A 19,459-nucleotide genomic window follows, 5' to 3' on the forward strand; every position below is an offset into this window, starting at 1 on the left:
CTGGCTGCTCTGGCTGCTCTGGCTGCTCTGGCTGCTCTGGCTGCTCTGGCTGCTCTGGCTGCTCTGGCTGCTCTGGCTGCTCTGGCTGCTCTGGCTGCTCTGGCTGCTCTGGCTGCTCTGCAGAGTGTTGTTCTTCCACCAGTTCTGCATAGCCTTTTTTGATAAGTTCGCGGCCATGTTGCTCTAGGGTTTCAAGGGGATCCCCCTCCACAAGAACGCGGCCATTGGCATAGATAGGACGGATAACAATAAGCTTCATTGCTGATCTCCAATGTTAAACGGCCCTTTCGGGCCGCTTGGAAAAATTAACCGCCTACGACTGGCGCGGTGAATGCCCCATAAATGAATGCCTCCGGGCGCTTAACGGCCAGAGCAAGGCGCTCTTCGCAACGAATCGAAATCAAGTTTTTCTCGAAGTCGTCGGCGTTTTCTGTAGAGATCACCACGTTGGCATCCTCACGATCGAAGAGCTGAGCTGCAACGTTGAAAGCACCAGTCAGGAATTTACCTTGGAACGCTGGCGTTTCCGTGGCAACGATTGGCAATCCCCACAATGTAGGCCCGGTTAATGCAGATGGGTTAGCCAGGATGTAACGGCCCAAGGTGTCTTTTGTCAGCTCGATTTTTGCCCAGTCAATAAAGTGCAGAACGTGGCCCGATGCAGGGAACCGCGCAAGTTGAGCTTGCAGCATTGCCAGGCGCAGATCATCAATACCGTTCTGTTGCGCCACTTCAAAGGATGGGTCAAAAGCAGATGCCTGCGGGATAATGCCGTGCAAGTGAACGCCGGTACCATCACCAAACAGAATTTCCTGCTCCTCCACATACTTCAGACCAAAGCGCATTTCAGTATCAATGGTCGATTGCAACTGAGCAAAATCGTCCAGGATCTGTTTTGAGGCTTTGAACATATGCGCAATAGTGGTTACCGCCGTTACCTTGGTGGCAAACTCGATATCGCTGTAGGGCTTAGGAGTACCTTCCGGTACCACTTTGGCCGCATTGGTGAACCCTGTCTGTTGTACCCAGAAGATTGCAGGTGATGTAGTACGCCCTGATGCGATCAGATCGCGAATGAAAAGACGCTGTTTCGGGCCTACATCAATGCCCGGTAAGCGCTGGGGCTCAACTACCCCTTCAGCTACATCGGTAGACAACAATGCTGCATTGACCGGGATGTTTACACGCCGCCCACCTTCGACGCTCGCTGCAAACGTTTTAAGCGCTTCGGAACTGATAACCACTTTCCCAAGTGTTTCAGCGACCTTGGCTGCATTTTGCAGTGGCATCTGTGCGACATGTTGCTCCAGCTCACCCAGCGCGGCTTTCAGGGTTTTCTCTGCCGCTTTCATGGCGTTGAGTTCGGTCGTCATTTTGTCTACGGCGTCCTTGGTTTCAGCAGAGAGCTGGCCGGATTTCTTGGCCTCATTCAGCGCATCTTCCGCCTTGGCGTTAAACTTGCTGGTCGCTTCCTCGATCGAGGCAGTAACTTTCTTAAGAATCTCATTAACTTCAGACATAATTTCTCCAGATTATTGGCACGCCGAAACCAGCCCGTTCAATGCGGCGTCCAGTTTGGCTAAGGTTTCAGGGGTTGCTTCGGTAGCGCTCGGCGTACCTTCGGGATCGGCAGCAGCGCCGGGCGTGCTGCCTTTTAACGCTTGGATCAGTTTCTTGCGCTCAGAGCGCGGTGTATTGGTTTTTGCCAGTAACGCATCCAGCTTGCGGAGTGCCGCCGCTGGGGAATCGTCCCCACTGGTTACGGCATCAGCAGAGAGCAGGGAATCTGCCAATCCTTGATCAACGGCATCGCTGCCGCCGATATAGGTTTCAGCATCCATCATGGCCTGCACCGTCTTGATATCGAGGCCTGACCGGGCGGCGTAGATATCTGCCATCGCCTTGTCGAATGGCTCCAGGTCGGTGGCCAGCGCGGCAAAATCATTGCGGTTACCCATCGCATAAACCCAGCAGTTATGGATCATCAAGAACGCACCGCGCCCGATCTGTATCTCATCACCGCCCATGGCAACAATGGATGCTGCACTGGCCGCGATACCCAGCACCTTGACGGTGACCTTTCCGGGGTGTTCTCGCAGCAGGTTGTAGATCGCCAACCCCTCGAACATATCCCCGCCCGGGGAATTAATGTTTACGGTCACATCCGCGCCATTCATTGACCGTAGAGCTCCGGCGATCCGCTTGGCGGTGACACCTTCGCCCCAGTAGTCCTGCCCGATAACGTCAAATATAGAGATGCTGTTATCATCGGCGGCGGCTGCCTTGATACCGCCGTTCCAGCGCTCCAGCGCGGACGGCACTGGCTCACTGGAAACACCCGCGCAGGGGCGCCCCACCGGCGCTGCCGGAAGTTGTTTTTTTGTCATGGGGTATTGCTCCTACGCCGCTTGTTTCAGCGGGGATTGCTCGATAGGGACATCAGGGAAAAGATAGTTATGCAGGCGCGTAATGTTGCTGGCCTGCGCGCCGAGGTTGTTCTGTTTCAAGTCCTCCAGCGGCGTTAGGTTCAACTGAACCGTATAAATTTCGCCACCTGGGATCGGTGGCAGATTTTCCAGCTTGCGCACATCATTGCGGCTCATCCAACCGTTTTGCAGTGCGGTGGTGTAGTACGCAGAGCGCCCCAGGCTATCAGCGCGAAGCAAGCCTTCAACAGAGAACTCAGCAAAGTAATCCTCATCACCATCGAGCAGGCAGCGTGCTATTTCCTGCTCAATGTTCACCAGTAGCGGCCGCAGCGTGTTGGTCAGAAAAATCAGGTTCATCCCTTCAACGCTGGACGCCCAACTGCTTTGCTTCGTGACATGTCCCACCATGAACGGCGGGACACGAAACCAGCGGCAGATCTCTTCTATGCTAAAGCCTCGACTTTCCAGAAGCTGCGCGGCCTCCGGGTTCATGGTCACATTTTGATAGGAGAGCTCATTCTCCAGCACCATCAGCTTTCCAGCATTCTTTGAGCCGATAAACGATTGCAGGCTTTTACGCAGCCGCTCACGCTGCTCTTTATTGAGTGCCATTTTTGAGGATAGAAAACCCGTACTCTGCAGGCCATTCTCAAAGATCTTGGCTGCCGCTTCATCCACTGCCATGGCTGCCCCGATCACATCCCTGCCAGAACTCAGCGGCATCATGCCGCAGACGCCATCAAGACCAAAGCCGCGAATATGCATCATGCGGTCAACGGGGATAACCCGCTTAGCTCCCTCCTCGGTATAGGTATATTCAAGCCTACCAGTGGGTAGACGCTTCACCACCATGTTTTGCGGCAGCAAAGGATCCAGTGCTACCAGCTTGCGCCCTATCATTTTCTTTTCAACAAAGGCATTACCGCGCAAACAGATACTGGCCACCACCAGCAGCATAAAGCGGGAGGGGGTCATTTCCAGATTGGGCCGGCGACACAATACCTGGTAGGCAGGGTGATCCTGCGCCAGCTTGCGAGAGCCATCGGCCTCTCGCCTATACACCTTTAGCGGCAGCGTAGAAATCGACTCGCTAAGCAAGCGAATGCAGGCCCACACAGCAGACAGTTGGATAGCTTTATCGGCAGTAACCACCTTACCGCTGCTGCTGGTACCAAACCACTCCTGCCAGAATGTCCCCGTGGTTAAACTGATTGGGACACCGAGCCAATTTAAAAGGGCGCTTTTTACGCGCCCCGGTTGTTTGTTCTTACCCATCAGATACCCACCATGATCGGATCATCAAAAAAGCCATCAATATCGCCTTCATCCTCAACAACGCCCTCGGAAGCGCCGACCGACATGGCTAGCGATACCACACCATCGATACGGCCATTACTGCGCCGCTTACTGAATACCCTGTTTCCGCTCTTATCCTCTTCGATCACTGCATTCGCCGCGTTCCAGCGCAGACAGGGGTTAAAGAGGATGGTGATCTCTTTCTCTATGATCAGCTTTTCGAGTAACTCAATAGAGTGCGGCATCCACAATCCTGAGTCCTTGGACTTGGCAAAGCCCTGTCCATGCGCCACCAGTGGCACAACAACCCCCTCATCAAGTAACTCTGGCTCCAGGTAATCCATGTGATAACTGTCAAAGGCGATGGATCGCACATCAAACAGCGCAGCAAGCTGGGCAATGCGTTTCGACACGAAGCCGTAATCAATCACGCTGCCGACTGGCGCATGCACATACTCCTCCCGCACCCACGAATCATAAGGAACGCGGTCATTTCTGGCCCTGTCCATCAACGTGTCTTTCGGTGTCCAGAACTCCACTAGCGCTGTTTTGATCTGAGGAAAGTAGAGAGCAAGCGCGGTGAGATCGCGCTTGCCTGACAAGTCCAATCCGCCGTAACACTCCTGTCCCTGCAACTCAGCAATGTCGAATGTCTTTTCGCAAGCCATCCAGGCATCACCGCCAATCCATGGGTTTTCAGCGTCTACCCACTCGCAGAAATTGAGTCGGCGCACCAGGCTTTCTTTGGATGGCATGCCCCGCGCGTCTTCAACCTGTTCGCGCAAATACTCTGCATCAAAGGTGTGGCCCATTGAGGGGTTAGCCTTGGGCCAGCAGGATTCATCCTTGAAAGGATCGTCGCCTTCATCAAGTGAGCAGATAAAAGCAAAGAAGGCATCATTCGTTTTTTGCCCGGATGCCAGTTGCTTGCCGTACTGGTGATACTCATAACAAACGCTGGTTTTATCGTGGCCGCTGTTGGTGATCATAAAGATAAGTGCTTGCCTGCGCCCTTTGGTACCGGCGCGCATCATCTCGACAGCTCTATTATTTTTATGCTCATGCACTTCATCAATCAGCGCGCAGTGTGGGCGCGGGCCAGATTGCCCATCATCTGAACTGATTGGCCGGAAGAAAGATCCTGTTTGCAGGAATGCCAGGTTCCACTCTTTGCCCGCACCACCGGATGATTCGATCCGCTGTGACAATGCCGGAGATTGATTAACCATCACAACGGCATCACGAAATAGAATCATGGCCTGGTCTTTTTTGGTTGCCGCTGCATAGATCTCGGCACGTGGCTCCTTATCTGCCACAAGGCAGTAAAGACCAATCCCGCCAGCAAGCGGCGACTTGCCCGAACCCTTGCCCGACTCAATGTAGGCCGTACGGAATCGGCGTGTGCCGTTTGCCCGCTTCCAACCAAAAATCGAGCCAACAACAAAAGCCTGCCAGGGCAAAAGGATGAATGGTGCACCTTCGTGCTCACCGCCATTTAGCTTCAGAACTTTGGCAAAGAAATCGAGCACGCGCTTAACCGCATCAACATCCCAGAAAAGCCCCCTGCTTTCCCCTTGCTCCAGATCGTTGAGATGACGCCTGCAGGCGTTACGAATATCAGGGCCAGCGATAATGCGCCCCTCGGTAACATCAAGCGCGTACTGCGTTGCAGGATCAGGTGCCGAAGAACTCGTCGAGCGGGTCTTTTTCTTTCTCTCCACCATTTACATTCACCTTTGACCTGGCCGCCGGTGTCAGGCCAAATTCTACTAAGTAGCTTTTAAAACGCCGATCGGCGTCGGCCAACATAGCTACTGCCGGGTTGGCTTTAATCAGAAAATCACCCATCTGGGTTTTGGTTGTGTACGTGCGACCTTCGATGTCTACAATCTGGCGAAGCTGCAAAATCTCCGCATACAGATCACAAAGTCGCTCCAGAGCGAAAGTATCTGCAACGGTGAGAATACCCATGCCATCAAGCAAAACGGTCATTCGGCCCCAGGCCGTTTTCCCCCAATCGGTTAGGTGCGAGGGTGGGCTCGGGATCTCCCTTGCGGGTTGCGGTTCTTTATCGTTGAGTTTTCGTTTGCCCGGGTTGCCGGTGACCACCTTCAAATGGGTCGGCTTTGGGCGTCGGCCGGCCATCTTTTACCTCCAGAAAAAAACTTTTCATTTCGCGGTTGTGCACACAAATGACTAGCGGCGGTCTTTGGGAGGCTGGGCTGGGAACTTTTTACCCACCCTCCCCGCTGATGGGAATTGATATCAATTAGCCTGCCTGCTGTAGCTCTGCACCAATCAATCCAATCGCCACGGTCGCCTCGCCACCTGGGTAGTCGCTGAGTAGCTTTCGAATGACATCAACGCATACCTGAACGTTCTGCTGCTGATCGGCAGGTAGGGAGGCAATCAGCCCTTTGAATAGCAATACTGTTTCTTGGTCACGTGTCATTTCAGGTTCCAGTGTGAGTTAGGATCGAGCGGCAAACCATCAGGTGAGCAACCAGCCACCTTGCCCGTCTTCTCCATTCGTTGCTTTGTTGAGTTGTGATGTGGAATGCATAACCCTTGCCAGTTGCTGCGCCGCCAGAATAGATGCTGTGCCACCTTCATTTCTTCCGGTGTCTTCGCCTCTTTCATTCGGTGGGGAATGATGTGATCCACTACCGTTGCTGGCTCTATGCGCCCCATCTGTTTGCACATCACGCATAAGGGATTGGCACGCAAGAATTCGATGCGAGCGGCCTGCCACTTACTACCATAAGGCTTACTGTTACTCATGCCACCTCAAATAGAAAAGCCCCGAGTATATGCAAGGCAGTATAAAAGCATTATATAGCTGATAGGTTGTTGGGATTTTCGCCACTCCCGGCTCGTGGTATCCTCCGAGTTCCTACAACCAAGGAGGTAATCTCATGGCAGATAAAAACGTTGATTTGATGCTTTATCCAGTTGATGCCGCTTATCAAGTGGTTCTTGAATTGGTCAAGGCTGGCGCATTCAATTCAAATACAGATAAAGGAGCGGCAATCAATAATTGCTTCGACAAACTTCTAAAAAAATTCGAAGCTGTCCAAAGTGAGAAAACTAGTTAGAAACTAGTTATATAGAAGCGGTTTTAATAGTTTGGGCCAGATCAATGGCAATTTTCTTTTCGCAAGGATTGGCCCTTTTTGTCAGAAGTTACCTCGTTGTTGGATTGTCATTATTTCCCTGGGTTTTCCGTTGCCACTTAATCAGCCCCTCAATCCGAGAGGCGCATACATCAAGCTCGACCTGGCTCACCTGCAACGCCATTACCGCATCACCAAACGTCTCACCAGTAAACGGCGTCTGCTCACACTGCTGGAGCAGCACCGCTGGCGGGTACACATAAATCAGTTGCGGGGCCGGTGGTGGCGGTTTATTTGCGCAGGATGTTAATGACGTCATCAGGCAAGCGCTGACGATCGCAATCGCTGCCATCCAGAGCCTTGCGCAACGTTCTGTTTTCAGCATCAGCCTTTGCCCTCTTCTGCAGTTCAATCTTCAACTGTTCCTCGGTGGCGCGGCGGTCAGCACCTGCGGCATCTTTAAGCCCGGTGATTGTCTCGTCACGGTCTTTCACTGCACCCACTAGGGCTTTGTTTTCCTTCTGTGCAGCATCTAAATCGTCTGACAACGAAGATGCATACCAGCCAAGGAAGATTGCCCCCAGCAGAACAACAATCAGCGCGTATCTCATACCAGCACCTTACTGGCTATCTCAAAGCGGGATTTACGGTCATCAATACCATTCAGGCCACCATTGATTGCTTTCGTTACGGCGACAACATCAGAGCCATATTGCCCGCACTTATTGCTTGACCAGAACCAGCCCGCTGAACGCATCGCATATTGATCACGCTCAAGCAGTTCGGGGGTTGATACCAGGTCAATTTTTAACGCTGCACCGCAAGCGCTGTAATTATTCAAGCCGGTGACCTGCTTTAACCCGCGTCCACGATACTTCCAGCCATCGCCCGGCGCTTTATTGCCTAGCCGGTTCCCGTATACAAGGTTTGCAATAGCTTCTTGCTGTGCGCTCTGTTGAATGGTGCGGCCTAACATTTTGCACTGATAGTCGCTCAGTCGCTTAGCTGTAGAGAGCGGGCCAAACGTTCTCATCAGACCATCTACGGGATAATTGAGAGATTCCACCAGCGTTTTAAAGCCGCTGGATTCATGCGCCATTTGAGCAATAAACATAGCCTGCTCTACTGGGTTAGTGATGTTGAACTCTTTCAGTGTGGCTTCCAGATGCGGAAACCAGCGCGTGGCTAACTCGGCGCTGATGTTAGCCGCCCTTCGGAATTGGTCTTGTGTCATGGGGATTACCTTGGCTTTATCTTGAAAAGTTGCACTACGTTGCCACGCGCACGAAGCACAAGCAGACAGAGCACAATGTTAATGAACAGCTCAGCGGGATCAGTTGTTCCTTCGTATTTACCCATTACAATACGGAGCGTTACCGAGCCTGTAGCGAACATCAGCCCCCATGCGAGGAATCCTCCCCACAAGACAAATTCGGCACCGTTTCGACGGAAAGAAAACAGGCGAAGAAAGATCACTGCGCAGACGACAGCATTAATCAACGTTTCTGGGTCATGAGTTATCAGCATCGTCGCCCCCTCTTTTCTTTGCATTTCTCTTGTTGATACCCATCAACACGCCAAGTACGCACCCTGCGGCCAGTAGCGCACCAGCAGCATCAGCACCACGGTCATAGGTTGCAGGGAGCGCAACGATTACTAGTGCAGCAGCAGGCTTGTACATCGTTATCCCCGCAATAAATGATCCCAACGCGAGAATTAGGCGTGAGCGGAGGCCGTACTCTGATGCGGTTGTGACAAAAAGAATTGCGCCCGCAAAAGCACCGAGAACAACATCCGCTGGCAATCCGGCGAAAAACGTCATGATGGCAATCCCGGTTACTGCCCCACTACTTATTGATGCTGTTCCTGCTACCGTTGTTGTGGTAACTGGCTCTGCCATATCTGCTCCTTATGTTTGCTGTTCGCTCAGCAAACGCCGGGCGCAAGAAATGAAAAAGGCCACCAGCAGGTAGCCCAAATGAAAAAGCCCTAGCTTCTAGCTAGGGCTTTATGATGTTTTGTTGCTTAGTGAATGCTGACTTTCTCTCTTACTGATACTGCGTTAGTGAGCATAGACAGCTTGGTTAACGAAGCTATCATTCATCAATAGGATGGATTTCTCAAAATCCTTCGCTCTGATTATTCTTTGATTGACGATTCTCAAGCTCTGACGCAGCGCAGCAACCGCCAAGCTGCACAATGTTATAAAAACCACCAGCGGAAACGAGTAAATCATAAACAACCCGTTGTTGCTGATCAGGACATAGTCCATAATCTTTACTGTTCTTCTTAAAGATTTTTTTAGTGCTTCATTTTCAATGCGATATAGAATTGCAGACTGCTCTAGTACTGTAGCCCTCATTACCTTATCTGTTTCAAAGCGCTGTTGGGCCCGCCATTTATTGCCTAGAGTAAGCATGTGTAATCTATTGATTGTATTATTTAATCCTTCATGCATGAGATTTGCTGCTGCTAAATCCTTACCTAGCTTGCCTTCAATAATCTCGTTCCTTACACAATCCCGAACTTTAAAAAGTTCATTTCGGAAGTGTAATCGTAAAGACGGCTGTACAATTCTCTCATAAATGAAGTGCAATACTGCAAATCCACAAAGCACGTAAAACAGTGTTGTGATCATCGCGTTATCCCCTTCTTCTAGCTATCGCTACTGGTTCCCAAAGAATGTTGGGTTTTCTCTTGCTGGAGTCTTGTCTTCTCCATACCAATACGATCAGCTTCTAAACTAAATTCTCTTCTCATCACTTTTGCATGGTATGACCATGCACCAACAACTGTAATGCTGAAACCCCACCCCCAAAGCGAACCATCCTTCACCCCGTCGATGATGTCATGCAAGATGCTGGCTAGTTCTGATTCTGGGAGTCTACAAAACGCAATAACTAACAGGATGAAAATACAAATAGGTAACAACTGACCAGTAGACATGGAGCGGTTTAAAACATCCCTTGTAGCTTGCGCCCATGTAACTTTTACACCGCTAACAGCTCTACTACCTTGTCTACCCTTCGCCATTTTCATCGTCCCAGAGTAATTTTTGGCCGCATACTACTCTGAGTTACTACAGTCGTCAAAGATGTTCAATCAAGAAAAAGTAATATATTTACTTCATATTGCAATTATATCACTTTGATATAAAAACCAGCTCAAACAACCATTTACACAACGAATAGATCATGAAATTTACATCAATCTACACGTTCAAACTACCTTCAGTGTTGCCACATAAGGTTACTTAGTCAAGTTATAGAGTTGTATAAAAAGATAAAGTTCACAATGATGTCGCTGCCACAGCAGTCAATCTACTTGGTACAAGTGAACCTATCACCTCTATCACGTTGTACTACCTGTAACACTACTACATAAAACAAATCATCAATGCTTCGAATAACAGCGATTTTTGCAACAAAAAACCCGCTCAAGTTCGCGGGTCATTTTGTTCAGTCGCTTGATGATACAGCTTTGCGAAAGCATACACTGATTATAGAGTTTCATTACCTATTTTCAAGTCTTTTTTCACATTTCTTACACTTTCGATGCAGATAGCCACACGAACGGAACAAAAGACAGCAGAGTTGAACACTTCCAAGCACCAGCGCACTCTATCTTCTGACTGTTTACGTGTGAGCCACGGGGCGTAATCATTACGGAGAGTTTCTCCAAGCTCTGTCACTGTCTTGCGTCCGGCGTAGAAGCTTTTGCCGATGATGTACGCAGGGTTAAGGTGTTCCATCGCCGTGAGCACTGCACGTTCCATGAAGTCGCCCTCCTCTTGACGGTCAGCAGCAGCAAGCAGGGAAGTTAGCGACTGTTTCGGCCAAAGTATGGCTTTTGCCTGTTCAAGCTGTTCTTCCCCCCTGTAACCTATTTTGCGCAGTTCACCCATAACTTTAACTATCTGGCTGGCGTTCTCGTCGTCCCATTCTTCAGCAAGTAATTGCCCCCATACGCCGCTGCCGCCGCTACACCTTAGTTTTCCGTCTACCCGGCCACCGTACATATCACCCCAGGCACGCAGTAATGATTTTATCCAGAGTGTTTGAATTGCTGTCAGACGCTTGTATTTACCCAGGTAAGACTTGCGAGGGATACCAGCAACAATCGTCCATGCCTCATGTTTTGCCTTTCTCTTCTGGTTAGGGGTCATGCTGCCTTCTCCTGTTTCAGTGCCTTGCGTTTGGCTTTGTAGGTATCGCGGATTTGCTCATAGTCTGGGCGGGTTAGCCTGGCTACTTTGGGATGCGGGCCTACCAAGCGGTCAAATCGGGCCTGCCCTATCTTGGCTATCAGTCGAGGCTTGTACTCTGCCAAGTTGCCGGATAAGTGGTTATTACAGGCTGAGCACTGCTTATGGCAGTTATCTTCGTCAAACCTCAGTTCAGGGTTGCTCCCCACGGTGCGGTAATGCCCGGCATGGTATTGACCATCGTGATAACGACCACAGCTAATGCACGGCTCGGCAGCGTCACGTTCGCGGATATAAGCATTGAATTCCGTCTGAGCCTTGTTAATGAAGTGACGTAACGGCGTAACCGCCAGCTTACGAATCTTGAGCTTTGTCTTGCGCTCTTTCTCTGCCTGCCGGGCTTTAGCCGCTCGGCTATAGTCAATCGCACAGCGTGGACCGCAAACCTTCTGAAGATATTTCACTGGCGTAAAGGTTTCGCCACAACCAGGGCAAACCTTATCCTTGTACTGCTTAGGCTTCTTTGGCTTAGTTTTCATTTGCTCTCTCTCTCGAATTCCCATTCGTAAACTTCTGAGCCGTTTTGCAGCAGATCATTGAAGTCGCCAGATTTGGGCCAGCGAACAAGCACACGTTGAAGGTCGTTTTTTGCGTGAAGATTGGCGCGGGCGCATTCGAAAGCAGCAGCATGCCCCGCTGCGTTGCGGTCTGCGTCAGCAAAGATAATCAGTGTCTGTACACCCATTGGAACGCGGAATTTCTTCATAAAGGCCGTGTTCAGCGTCGCCCAGGTGTTACAGCGGGTTATCTGATGGCAGGAAAGAGCGGTTTCTATACCTTCGGCTATACCAAGCGTGGCTGAGTGTGGAAACATGCGAATAGCTACTGATCCGGTGTGCTCCAGATAATTATCATCTTGCAGCTTGAGCATCTTCTTTTGCGCTCCACCAGCAGCAGCCTTTTTATCACCATCTAACAAGGTGCGATGCAGGTAGCAAAGTTCGCCTTTATCATCAGTTGCCAGCGCATAAATCGATTGGTACTCACCACCACCAGCACGCTGATGATCGCAATAGCGCACGTGATCCATTGGCAAAGATGTGATCCCACGCTTTTTAAGGTATGCATCAGCGCCAGTTCCACGCAGGGGAGTGAGAGTGGCAAACTTGCGGCTGACGCGCTCACGTAATGGGCCTACGCCAGAACGGGGTGCTGGCACTGAATCACCAGGCACATATTCCCTGCCGATCAGCTTGTCTACCTCTGCCGCCAACGTTTTGAAGTCTTTTCCCGTGGCCTTGGTCAGCAACGCCCAACCATCCCCCACGCTACAAGTACAGATATAAGAGCCGGTCCCGTTCTTATCATCACAGCGGAATTTACCCTTACGACCACACAACGGACATTCGCCCTTGAAATGGTTTTTGCCAGTTACTGGCGGCAAGCCGTAAAACTTGAATATTTCAGGCCAACGCCCGATAGCTGCTTGTTTGGTATTCATGCGGCTTTCCCTTCTTTCTGTTTCGACTTCGCGAACGCTATCTGTCGTGATTTGATGAAATTGCTTACCACCGGGGTGATCTCCATCGGGGTGTAATGCAGGCCGTTAGGCCACTCGCTGAATTTTTCGCGGAACATATGCTTGCACCAGCCTTCGCTGATGGGCCTGCCCTGGGCGCTGCGGGAACGTTGGTAAAAGAGGATTTGACTCCACCAGGCTTGCTTCACTTCCTTCGTGATAACTTCCTTGGTTTTCTTGACTTTCTTGAGCTTGCGGGTTTTGTCTGTCTCTACGTCTTCGCCGCCGATCGGCTTGAAACCACACTTAGGGCAGATATAGACGCCAATAGGCTTCACGTAATGACACTGGGTGCATTCCTTCGGCAGACGTTCAGGTTGTTCGGTTTTAACCACTCGGGCTGGGGCGTCTTCCATACCATCAGAACTGGCTGGCAGGTAGTCGTATTCGATATCATCTGGATACCCCATAGTATTTACTGTGCTGGTGTGATCGAAGATGAGGCAGTAGTCTTTTCCAGGCGCTGTGCGTAAACCGCGACCAATGCATTGCAGCCAGCGAATTTCAGATTTTGTCGGGCGGGCATAGATAATGCAGCGAACATCACTATCAAAACCGGCAACCAGCACCCCGACATTGATGATGATCTTTGTGATTCCCTGCTCGAAGCGGCGGATCGTCAGTTGCCGTTCTTCGTGTGGTGTGTCTGCCGTCATTACCTCGACGGTTACACCTGCTTTGCTGAATTCGATGGTGACAAAATTAGCGTGGGCTACGTTGACGCAGAAACAGATAGTCGGGCGGTTTTCTCCATTCTCCAGCCAGTTATTAACGATATCCCCGACTAGTTTCGGGTCACTCATCACCTCAGCCGATTGATTTTCTTTGTAGTCGCGACCGTAACCAGCCTGCTCAGATGTCTCCACGTCGCTCAGGTCTGGATGTGACGGGGCGTAAAACTCGTAAGGGCTCAGAGCGCCGATGCTGATCAGCTCTTTCATGGTCGTGGGCTTGATCAACTTCTGGTAATACGTGCCGAGGAACTTCGCAAACGGTGTGCCAGATAAGCCGATCACTTTCACCGGAGTGTTAGTGGTCAGGTGTTCGATAATCTGGAGAATCTTTTTACGCTTGAGGTGTGCCTCGTCGATGATCAGCAGGTCGATATTATCCGGGAAGTCACGGCGAATCAGAGTATCGGCAGAGGCAATCTGGATCAGGCGGCGCGGGTCGTATGCCGGGTGATCACGCCAGATATAGCCGATCTCTTCAGCGGGTAGGCCGTATTCGATAAACCGAGTGGCGGTCTGGTCTAACAGCACTGTGTAAGGGGCCACAAACATTACGCGCATGTTGCGATTGATAAACCCGGCAGTAATCAACGCTGCTATGGCGGTCTTACCAAAGCCGACAGGTGCGTACATCATGAACGATGCGTGTTTCTTCCATGCCGAGCGCAGCATGTTCAGTGCGACAATCTGTTTTTCTCTTGGCTGGATGGTAAGCATTCGTTCACTTCCTCGTTTAGATGTTTAGCCGTCTAAATGTCTGCCCGGCGCTTTTAACTACTCGATCCCTTAAAGATCACCTTCTTGGTAAAGCCTGTTCCTTCCCCCACACCCCTTCAAAGATCACCCCCCTAAATCCCCCCTAGAAAGTTTCCCCTCTCCCCCAAAACAAAAAAAACATCTAGCCATCCAAACACCCAGACACCCAACTCACTTAACCAGCGGCGGCGGTTGTGTGTGGCCTACGCTCGCTCTTGCGTACCTGTCTGCAAACAACCTCAGCCGAGTGTTTGCCGCCCTGCGCCCCGCGTTCTCCTGCCGGTAGGAAACCGGTTCAGCGTCAAACGCCTCTTGGTAAACCTCCGCGTAGGCAAGCGCGATTTTTCCCCGCTGCCCAGGGGGCAACGTTCCTAACTGTTCCTGAATCCAAGACGCATCCTCACGGCAATAAGCCGTGGGCATTAACGTCCTCACGAACGTGTTTTCGTGCATGATCAACCCCTATGCGCTTACGTCACAGTGATGTGCCTCCAGCCGTTTCCGCTGCGTTCATTAGTCTTTCCTGTGCAACGCAATTACAGCTCTTACGTATTCGTCACGAGCTGCTACATGCCGGTTATGCAGCGCTAGAATTTCCGACGCTTCTCTAGCGTCGATAACGCCATCATTTGCAATCGAATTCTGAATGGTTAAGTCAACTCGGCCCCGTTTCGCAGCCACCAGCGTTCCCAGAGCAAAAAGCTCTACATGATCCAGTTCATCCCGTGAGGGGACTTTCACGCTGATGCGCCCTTTTCGAGCTGAGAAGTATTCGGCCAGCAGGCAAGTGCCAGAAAGGTCCTCGATCGCTTCCAACTCACTGACTTCGAAGAAGCGACAACCGTTTTTTTCATACAGGTTGTTGTCGAATTCCGTTTTGCTCATCCCTAGTGCGCCAGCTATCGCCGAACGACCACCAGGGAATGCCGCGCACATCGCCTTCACCACTTCTTTGAGATTTTTCTCTACCATTTCTCTTTCCCTTTGGTAGTTACGCTGCATCAGTTATCAGGAGATACTCTTTCCACCAGCTAAGCTGCCTGCGGCGGTGGAGCGGAAAATAAGTTTTTCTTGCTGAGTTCAAGAATTTCTTTTGCGCTGTACTTCCCTTCAGAAAGGCTCTCTATTTTTTCGGCATAGTTAGTCTTCTCAGGGAATCCAGACTCATAAAATTCGGTTTTGGGTAGAGCTTGATTGCCTAGCCATTTGTAAACCGCCCGCTCACTGACACCGCATGCTTGCGCGACAGTGGCAATACCAAGGGTTTTAATAGGCTCATCTAATCCATTCATACACACCTCTTTTGTACTGTTTGTACGAATTATGGTTGAACTGAAAGTTCTTTGCAAGGGATGTATTCTGAACTGATGGTACAAAGAGAAGAAAAAGTGCGTGAAGAGTTTGCCAAGCGGCTTGCACTGGCCTGTAAAAACGCTGGCTTAGATGATCATGGACGCGGAATGGCTCTTGCTCGTGCTCTCGGGGTTACTTCGAAAGCGGTTAGCAAATGGCTAAATGCGGAGTCCATGCCACGTCATGGAAAAATTCATGAGATTGCTAATTTTCTACAAACAGATCCAATCTGGTTGCAGATGGGAGGAAGTGATGAATCAGGCATAGTAATGCTTGGTAATATCGTCGGTAACAGTTATAGCTACCCGCTTCTTTCTTCTTCAACTGCCAGATTTGACTCTGAAAATCTCGAAGATGTAGAGATATCAGGAACAATTCAACGTATCTCAACGGAGAAAAGAGCAAGTGCAGCATCGTTCTGGCTAGAGGTAAAAGGCCATTCGATGAACGCACCTCATGGAGTAAAACCAAGCTTTCCTGAAGGGATGCTGATCCTTGTTGACCCTGTAGAGAGAAGTAATCTCAAACCTGGTGATTTTTGCACTGCCGAGATTGGCAATAGTTCTGACGTTATCTTTAGGCAGTTCATTAACGAAGCTGGTATTGATTACCTTGTTGCTTTAAACCCTTCATTCCCAATGACTGAGTTTAAGCAGCGGGAAGTTAAACTCGTAGGGAAAGTGGTTGCTTCAAAATGGGCTGACGACAACTTTTAATCATTATTTTCAGCAATATATCTCCAAATAAAACCGGCAACTAGCCGGTTTTTTTATACCTCACCCCCTCGTTTTAACATCTAAAAATTAATTTCCTTACTTTTCAATAACTTCAAACAAAAAGTACCAAATTAAAATAAATTCGTACTCATGGTTCTTGACCCAAATAGAACTTATAGTTCAATATATATCCACCAGCACACAAACAAGCACTCAAGCAAAGGGCTCAACAATGGAAGAGATCAACACAATCGTTACAGGCATGGTCGCAGAGCGCGATAAGCACCTCGCCGATTTGCAATATCTGGTGATGACCAGTGCCGCATGGGGCGTTAAGAAAGTTGATGTGGATGTTATTGCAGCAGCAGGAATGGTGAAGCTGTCAGAAAAACTTCTACGCGCTCAGATCGCTTTGCAAAAGGCTGAATCTCAGCTCTCAGTTATTCGCTCCGTTCTTAATCCCTCTATTCAGGGTTATGGAATGCCAGAAAAAAGCGAAACCGCTGAAGCGATCTCGCTGGAATTAAAAAATCAGTTTATTTCAGAGTTTGCGCCCGAACAGCAGAAAGAATCGCCTGAGCAATGTCAAGTGATGAGCTGCGGTTACCAGGTGAAAGCCGGTTCTTAACTTCGTTCTCTATTTCCCAAATAAATTTATTCGGGCTTTCAGCCTGCTTTGCCAAAACAGTAATCAGGGAAATAAGTACGGCCTCGGCAGCAACGTCGTAATTGGATGACGGAGTGCCGAGGGCTGTTTGAGTTTCGAACGATGACATTAGATTTCCTTCTTGGTTGTGTGAGAACTCCCAAGATAACACCGGTGCCTCAGGTGCGAAAACCATAGGCACCAAACATGAGCTGATTTATGAGTCAGTTCATGTTTGGACAGTAGTAACGGCACACGCCGCCCGCTCTTTAACATTACGGAACGCACGACAGGCAAACCTCGGTCCCCTGGCAAATTGAAATTGCGCCGGTATGGATACCAGGCAGGCAGGTGATTCGTCAGTTGACGATAACTTGCGTAGAGGCTTACACCGAGCAGCGCTGATAAGTCGTGCAATTCGAAGTGTCACGATGATGTGACGTGAGTGTTTAACCATAGGAGATAAGCCAATGAAGCACTAAAGCGGATAGACCGCAGCTTACCGGCCAACCCCGCCAGCGGCGAGGTAAGGGGCCAAGTTCCCGCAGCGACGCACCAGGGGAAGTGAGGCGCATAGCGCACTGGGCAGTTTGGCATGGCGACCCATTAACGCAGCAACCAGCCATAAAAAGTGTTTTTACCCTGCCGCTGCCAACAAGGGGCGGCAGGCATAAAACCACTGAGGATTACGAAAATGATTACAACTTATGACCTTGGCAACAACGAATGCGTAAAAACTGGCGTATTCCCAAACGGCAACGGCACGTTCACAGCCATAACGTTTACGAAAAGCAAAGAGTTCAAAACCGAAACTGGCGCGGCTAAGTGGCTTGCTCGCCAACTGGCTGACTAGAGCAACCGCCTCGGCAACGGGGCTACAGCAGGGGGTACAAAGTATGTTCCAGCCTATTGATGATTTAATTACGTCTGGTGCGCTCTTTGTAGCAAATCACTCAGGCGGTAAGGACAGCCAAGCGATGCTAATTAAGCTGCTCGAAGTCATACCACCTGAACAACTGGTTGTTGTCCATGCATCTCTTGGTGAAATGGAATGGCCTGGCGCGTTGGAATTGGCGCAGCACCAAGCGAAAGACGCTGGCGTTACATTCATCGTGGCAAAGGCCAGTAAAACCCTATTCGAAATGGTAGAACGCCGGTATCAAAACCGGCCAGAAGTACCCAGTTGGCCCTCTGCAAGTACGCGACAATGCACCAGCGATCTAAAACGCGGCCCCATTCAGCGGGAGGTTAGGCGATATGCAAAAAACCACGGGTTCAAGACCATTGTTAATTGTTTGGGGCTTCGCGCTCAAGAATCACCTGGGCGGGCCAAACGTAAAACATTTAGCAAAATGGGGATCAGCAACTCGGTAAACACCTGGTATGAGTGGTTGCCAATCCACGAGCTGCAAACTGATGAGGTTTTTTCTGTTATCAGTGATGCCGGACAGGAACCGCACTATGCCTATGCCTTGGGTAACGAACGCTTGAGCTGCATTTTCTGCATTATGTCCAGCCGTAATGACATTAAGAACGGTGCCAAACATCATCCGCTGTTACTTGATAAATATATCGGCATGGAAACACGCACCGGTTACACCATGCATATGAACCGAATCCCAATTTTAGAATTAGCAAGCTAGTAGAGGGTTGCTCGATGGATATTAATATTTTTGGCAAAAGCAGCACTGGAACCATTCATCATTACCTTGGCCCGCAATCTGCACAGTGTAGTTCGCGCACTCGTGGAATTCGCCTCGTTCTTATCACTGAGCAAGCGTTCTTATCAGCTCGTGAATCGTCGTTTTGCCGCAAATGTTTTCCAGGCGGTAAGCCTCAAATAGATTAACTGCGCCCTGCGGGGCGTTAATCAAATGAGAGCTAGCGTATGACGGGCCCATAACCCAATCCATGCGTAGAGGTCGCAGCCTCGGTAGCTCTCATCTGATTAATTATTACAAAGGAGATTTGTAATGTTTACGTGTACGCCAATTATTATTACATCCTCTACCGACTGGATGAGGGTTCGGCCATCCACTCAAGCAGTTCGCCGCAATCGCTCTATCAAGTTTGTTGTTGATGCGCGTAAATCTAAATTGATTACGCTGCTTTCCCAGAAAGGCAATCCCATCTAAACCCGCTCCACTGTTACAAGCCTTGGCGGTTATTTGTTCTTCCTACCCACTATTAACGGAGGATGACGACAATGTTTAGCAAATAGCCGCCCTTTTTATTCCATCAACTATTGGAGACTCTTCAATGAGTGAAAATAAAGTCACATCGTTTAGTCAACATCTTTCATATATCAATAAAGGCACTCTTGACAGCGAACTTACTGAAGAGTTGGCAAGAGTTATTAAAGCTGTGCGTGAAACAGGTAAGAAAGGGGCTATTACCCTAACGCTTACCTGTTCAATGCTCAATACGCGTGATGAAAACACAATGAAAATCACGCCAACTGTTAAAGCGTCTATTCCTGAGCTTGGCCGAGCTGACACCATTATGTTCTCAACTGCTGATGGCGATTTGATGCGTGATGACCCGTCACAAGTTCAAATGGATTTAAAAGTTATCGATACCCAGCCAGCAGCGCCAATTAGGCTGACGCAGAACGGCTAATGTCACCCGTAGTTTAA

27 protein-coding genes are annotated in these 19,459 nt (G+C 49.9%); 6 read left to right on the forward strand and 21 right to left on the reverse strand.

Features of this window, described 5'->3' with window-relative positions; all coding sequences use genetic code 11:
- From WG891_RS21090 to WG891_RS21125, 8 genes are all read right to left on the reverse strand, one after another.
- The coding region (locus WG891_RS21090) for a DUF7210 family protein (RefSeq protein WP_337264341.1) at positions 1-259 on the reverse strand (259 nt) is incomplete at its 3' end.
- Between the two features lie 46 nt (positions 260-305).
- The gene (locus tag WG891_RS21095) at positions 306-1,520 is read right to left on the reverse strand and encodes a phage major capsid protein (RefSeq protein WP_337264342.1); all 1,215 of its coding nucleotides are present in this window, start codon (positions 1,518-1,520) and stop codon (positions 306-308) included.
- Positions 1,521-1,532: 12 nt separating this feature from the next.
- Entirely contained in the window at positions 1,533-2,387 is an 855-nt protein-coding gene (locus WG891_RS21100) for a head maturation protease, ClpP-related (protein WP_337264343.1), read from the reverse strand.
- 12 nt (positions 2,388-2,399) lie between these two features.
- Positions 2,400-3,704, reverse strand: coding sequence for a phage portal protein (locus WG891_RS21105; protein ID WP_337264344.1), 1,305 nt, complete (start codon positions 3,702-3,704; stop codon positions 2,400-2,402).
- Entirely contained in the window at positions 3,704-5,449 is a 1,746-nt protein-coding gene (locus WG891_RS21110) for a terminase large subunit (RefSeq protein WP_337264345.1), read from the reverse strand. Before WG891_RS21110 ends, WG891_RS21105 begins: the two co-directional genes overlap by 1 nt.
- Entirely contained in the window at positions 5,400-5,870 is a 471-nt protein-coding gene (locus WG891_RS21115) for a phage terminase small subunit P27 family (RefSeq protein ID WP_337264346.1), read from the reverse strand. The genes WG891_RS21110 and WG891_RS21115 overlap by 50 nt, the downstream gene beginning before the upstream one ends.
- A gap of 124 nt (positions 5,871-5,994) precedes the next feature.
- Positions 5,995-6,177: a hypothetical protein gene (locus WG891_RS21120; protein ID WP_337264347.1), complete on the reverse strand. Its 183-nt coding sequence runs from the start codon at positions 6,175-6,177 to the stop codon at positions 5,995-5,997.
- Complete coding sequence (locus WG891_RS21125) at positions 6,174-6,506, reverse strand: HNH endonuclease (protein WP_337264348.1); 333 nt, start codon at positions 6,504-6,506, stop codon at positions 6,174-6,176. Before WG891_RS21125 ends, WG891_RS21120 begins: the two co-directional genes overlap by 4 nt.
- 134 nt (positions 6,507-6,640) lie before the next feature.
- Here WG891_RS21125 and WG891_RS21130 point away from each other — a divergent pair, with 134 nt between their 5' ends.
- Complete coding sequence (locus tag WG891_RS21130; protein ID WP_337264349.1) at positions 6,641-6,820, forward strand: hypothetical protein; 180 nt, start codon at positions 6,641-6,643, stop codon at positions 6,818-6,820.
- An 88-nt stretch (positions 6,821-6,908) separates the two neighbouring features.
- Here WG891_RS21130 and lysC read toward each other — a convergent pair whose 3' ends face one another.
- From lysC to WG891_RS21190, 13 genes are all read right to left on the reverse strand, one after another.
- Positions 6,909-7,223: an Rz1-like lysis system protein LysC gene (gene lysC / locus WG891_RS27085; protein ID WP_443006234.1), complete on the reverse strand. Its 315-nt coding sequence runs from the start codon at positions 7,221-7,223 to the stop codon at positions 6,909-6,911.
- Positions 7,129-7,449 carry a DUF2570 family protein gene (locus WG891_RS21135; protein ID WP_337264350.1) on the reverse strand — a complete coding sequence of 107 codons (321 nt, stop codon included), beginning with the start codon at positions 7,447-7,449 and terminating at the stop codon, positions 7,129-7,131. The genes lysC and WG891_RS21135 overlap by 95 nt, the downstream gene beginning before the upstream one ends.
- On the reverse strand, positions 7,446-8,072 hold the full coding sequence (locus WG891_RS21140; RefSeq protein WP_337264351.1) for a glycoside hydrolase family 19 protein: 627 nt from the start codon (positions 8,070-8,072) through the stop codon (positions 7,446-7,448). Before WG891_RS21140 ends, WG891_RS21135 begins: the two co-directional genes overlap by 4 nt.
- 5 nt (positions 8,073-8,077) lie before the next feature.
- On the reverse strand, positions 8,078-8,365 hold the full coding sequence (locus tag WG891_RS21145) for a phage holin family protein (protein WP_337264352.1): 288 nt from the start codon (positions 8,363-8,365) through the stop codon (positions 8,078-8,080).
- Positions 8,349-8,738: a putative holin gene (locus WG891_RS21150; protein WP_337264353.1), complete on the reverse strand. Its 390-nt coding sequence runs from the start codon at positions 8,736-8,738 to the stop codon at positions 8,349-8,351. The genes WG891_RS21145 and WG891_RS21150 overlap by 17 nt, the downstream gene beginning before the upstream one ends.
- Positions 8,739-8,900: 162 nt before the next feature.
- Positions 8,901-9,476, reverse strand: coding sequence for a hypothetical protein (locus WG891_RS21155; protein ID WP_337264354.1), 576 nt, complete (start codon positions 9,474-9,476; stop codon positions 8,901-8,903).
- Positions 9,477-9,493: 17 nt separating this feature from the next.
- Entirely contained in the window at positions 9,494-9,871 is a 378-nt protein-coding gene (locus WG891_RS21160; protein WP_337264355.1) for a hypothetical protein, read from the reverse strand.
- 466 nt (positions 9,872-10,337) lie between these two features.
- Positions 10,338-11,003: a hypothetical protein gene (locus WG891_RS21165; RefSeq protein ID WP_337264356.1), complete on the reverse strand. Its 666-nt coding sequence runs from the start codon at positions 11,001-11,003 to the stop codon at positions 10,338-10,340.
- Entirely contained in the window at positions 11,000-11,581 is a 582-nt protein-coding gene (locus WG891_RS21170; protein ID WP_337264357.1) for a recombination protein NinG, read from the reverse strand. Before WG891_RS21170 ends, WG891_RS21165 begins: the two co-directional genes overlap by 4 nt.
- Positions 11,578-12,543: a toprim domain-containing protein gene (locus tag WG891_RS21175; RefSeq protein WP_337264358.1), complete on the reverse strand. Its 966-nt coding sequence runs from the start codon at positions 12,541-12,543 to the stop codon at positions 11,578-11,580. The genes WG891_RS21170 and WG891_RS21175 overlap by 4 nt, the downstream gene beginning before the upstream one ends.
- The gene (locus WG891_RS21180) at positions 12,540-14,069 is read right to left on the reverse strand and encodes a DEAD/DEAH box helicase (protein WP_337264359.1); all 1,530 of its coding nucleotides are present in this window, start codon (positions 14,067-14,069) and stop codon (positions 12,540-12,542) included. The genes WG891_RS21175 and WG891_RS21180 overlap by 4 nt, the downstream gene beginning before the upstream one ends.
- Positions 14,070-14,621: 552 nt before the next feature.
- Positions 14,622-15,080, reverse strand: a complete 459-nt coding sequence (locus tag WG891_RS21185; RefSeq protein ID WP_337264360.1) for a YmfL family putative regulatory protein — start codon at positions 15,078-15,080, stop codon at positions 14,622-14,624.
- 59 nt (positions 15,081-15,139) lie between these two features.
- A complete protein-coding gene (locus WG891_RS21190) occupies positions 15,140-15,400 on the reverse strand; it encodes a DNA-binding protein (RefSeq protein WP_337264361.1) in 261 nt (86 codons plus the stop codon).
- A gap of 60 nt (positions 15,401-15,460) precedes the next feature.
- Between WG891_RS21190 and WG891_RS21195 the strand changes: the two genes are divergently transcribed.
- The 5 genes from WG891_RS21195 (at position 15,461) to WG891_RS21215 (ending at position 19,442) form a co-directional block, all read left to right on the forward strand.
- Positions 15,461-16,177 carry a S24 family peptidase gene (locus WG891_RS21195; protein ID WP_337264362.1) on the forward strand — a complete coding sequence of 239 codons (717 nt, stop codon included), beginning with the start codon at positions 15,461-15,463 and terminating at the stop codon, positions 16,175-16,177.
- 232 nt (positions 16,178-16,409) lie between these two features.
- Positions 16,410-16,805 carry a hypothetical protein gene (locus WG891_RS21200; RefSeq protein WP_337264363.1) on the forward strand — a complete coding sequence of 132 codons (396 nt, stop codon included), beginning with the start codon at positions 16,410-16,412 and terminating at the stop codon, positions 16,803-16,805.
- Positions 16,806-17,517: 712 nt separating this feature from the next.
- On the forward strand, positions 17,518-17,676 hold the full coding sequence (locus WG891_RS21205; protein ID WP_443006228.1) for a DUF1391 family protein: 159 nt from the start codon (positions 17,518-17,520) through the stop codon (positions 17,674-17,676).
- A 43-nt stretch (positions 17,677-17,719) separates the two neighbouring features.
- On the forward strand, positions 17,720-18,466 hold the full coding sequence (locus WG891_RS21210) for a phosphoadenosine phosphosulfate reductase domain-containing protein (protein ID WP_337264364.1): 747 nt from the start codon (positions 17,720-17,722) through the stop codon (positions 18,464-18,466).
- Between the two features lie 616 nt (positions 18,467-19,082).
- The gene (locus WG891_RS21215) at positions 19,083-19,442 is read left to right on the forward strand and encodes a hypothetical protein (protein ID WP_337264365.1); all 360 of its coding nucleotides are present in this window, start codon (positions 19,083-19,085) and stop codon (positions 19,440-19,442) included.
- Positions 19,443-19,459 lie beyond the last annotated feature (17 nt).

The sequence above is a fragment of the Serratia sp. MMO-28 genome (assembly GCF_037199905.1).
GTDB lineage: Bacteria > Pseudomonadota > Gammaproteobacteria > Enterobacterales > Enterobacteriaceae > Chania > Chania oryzae.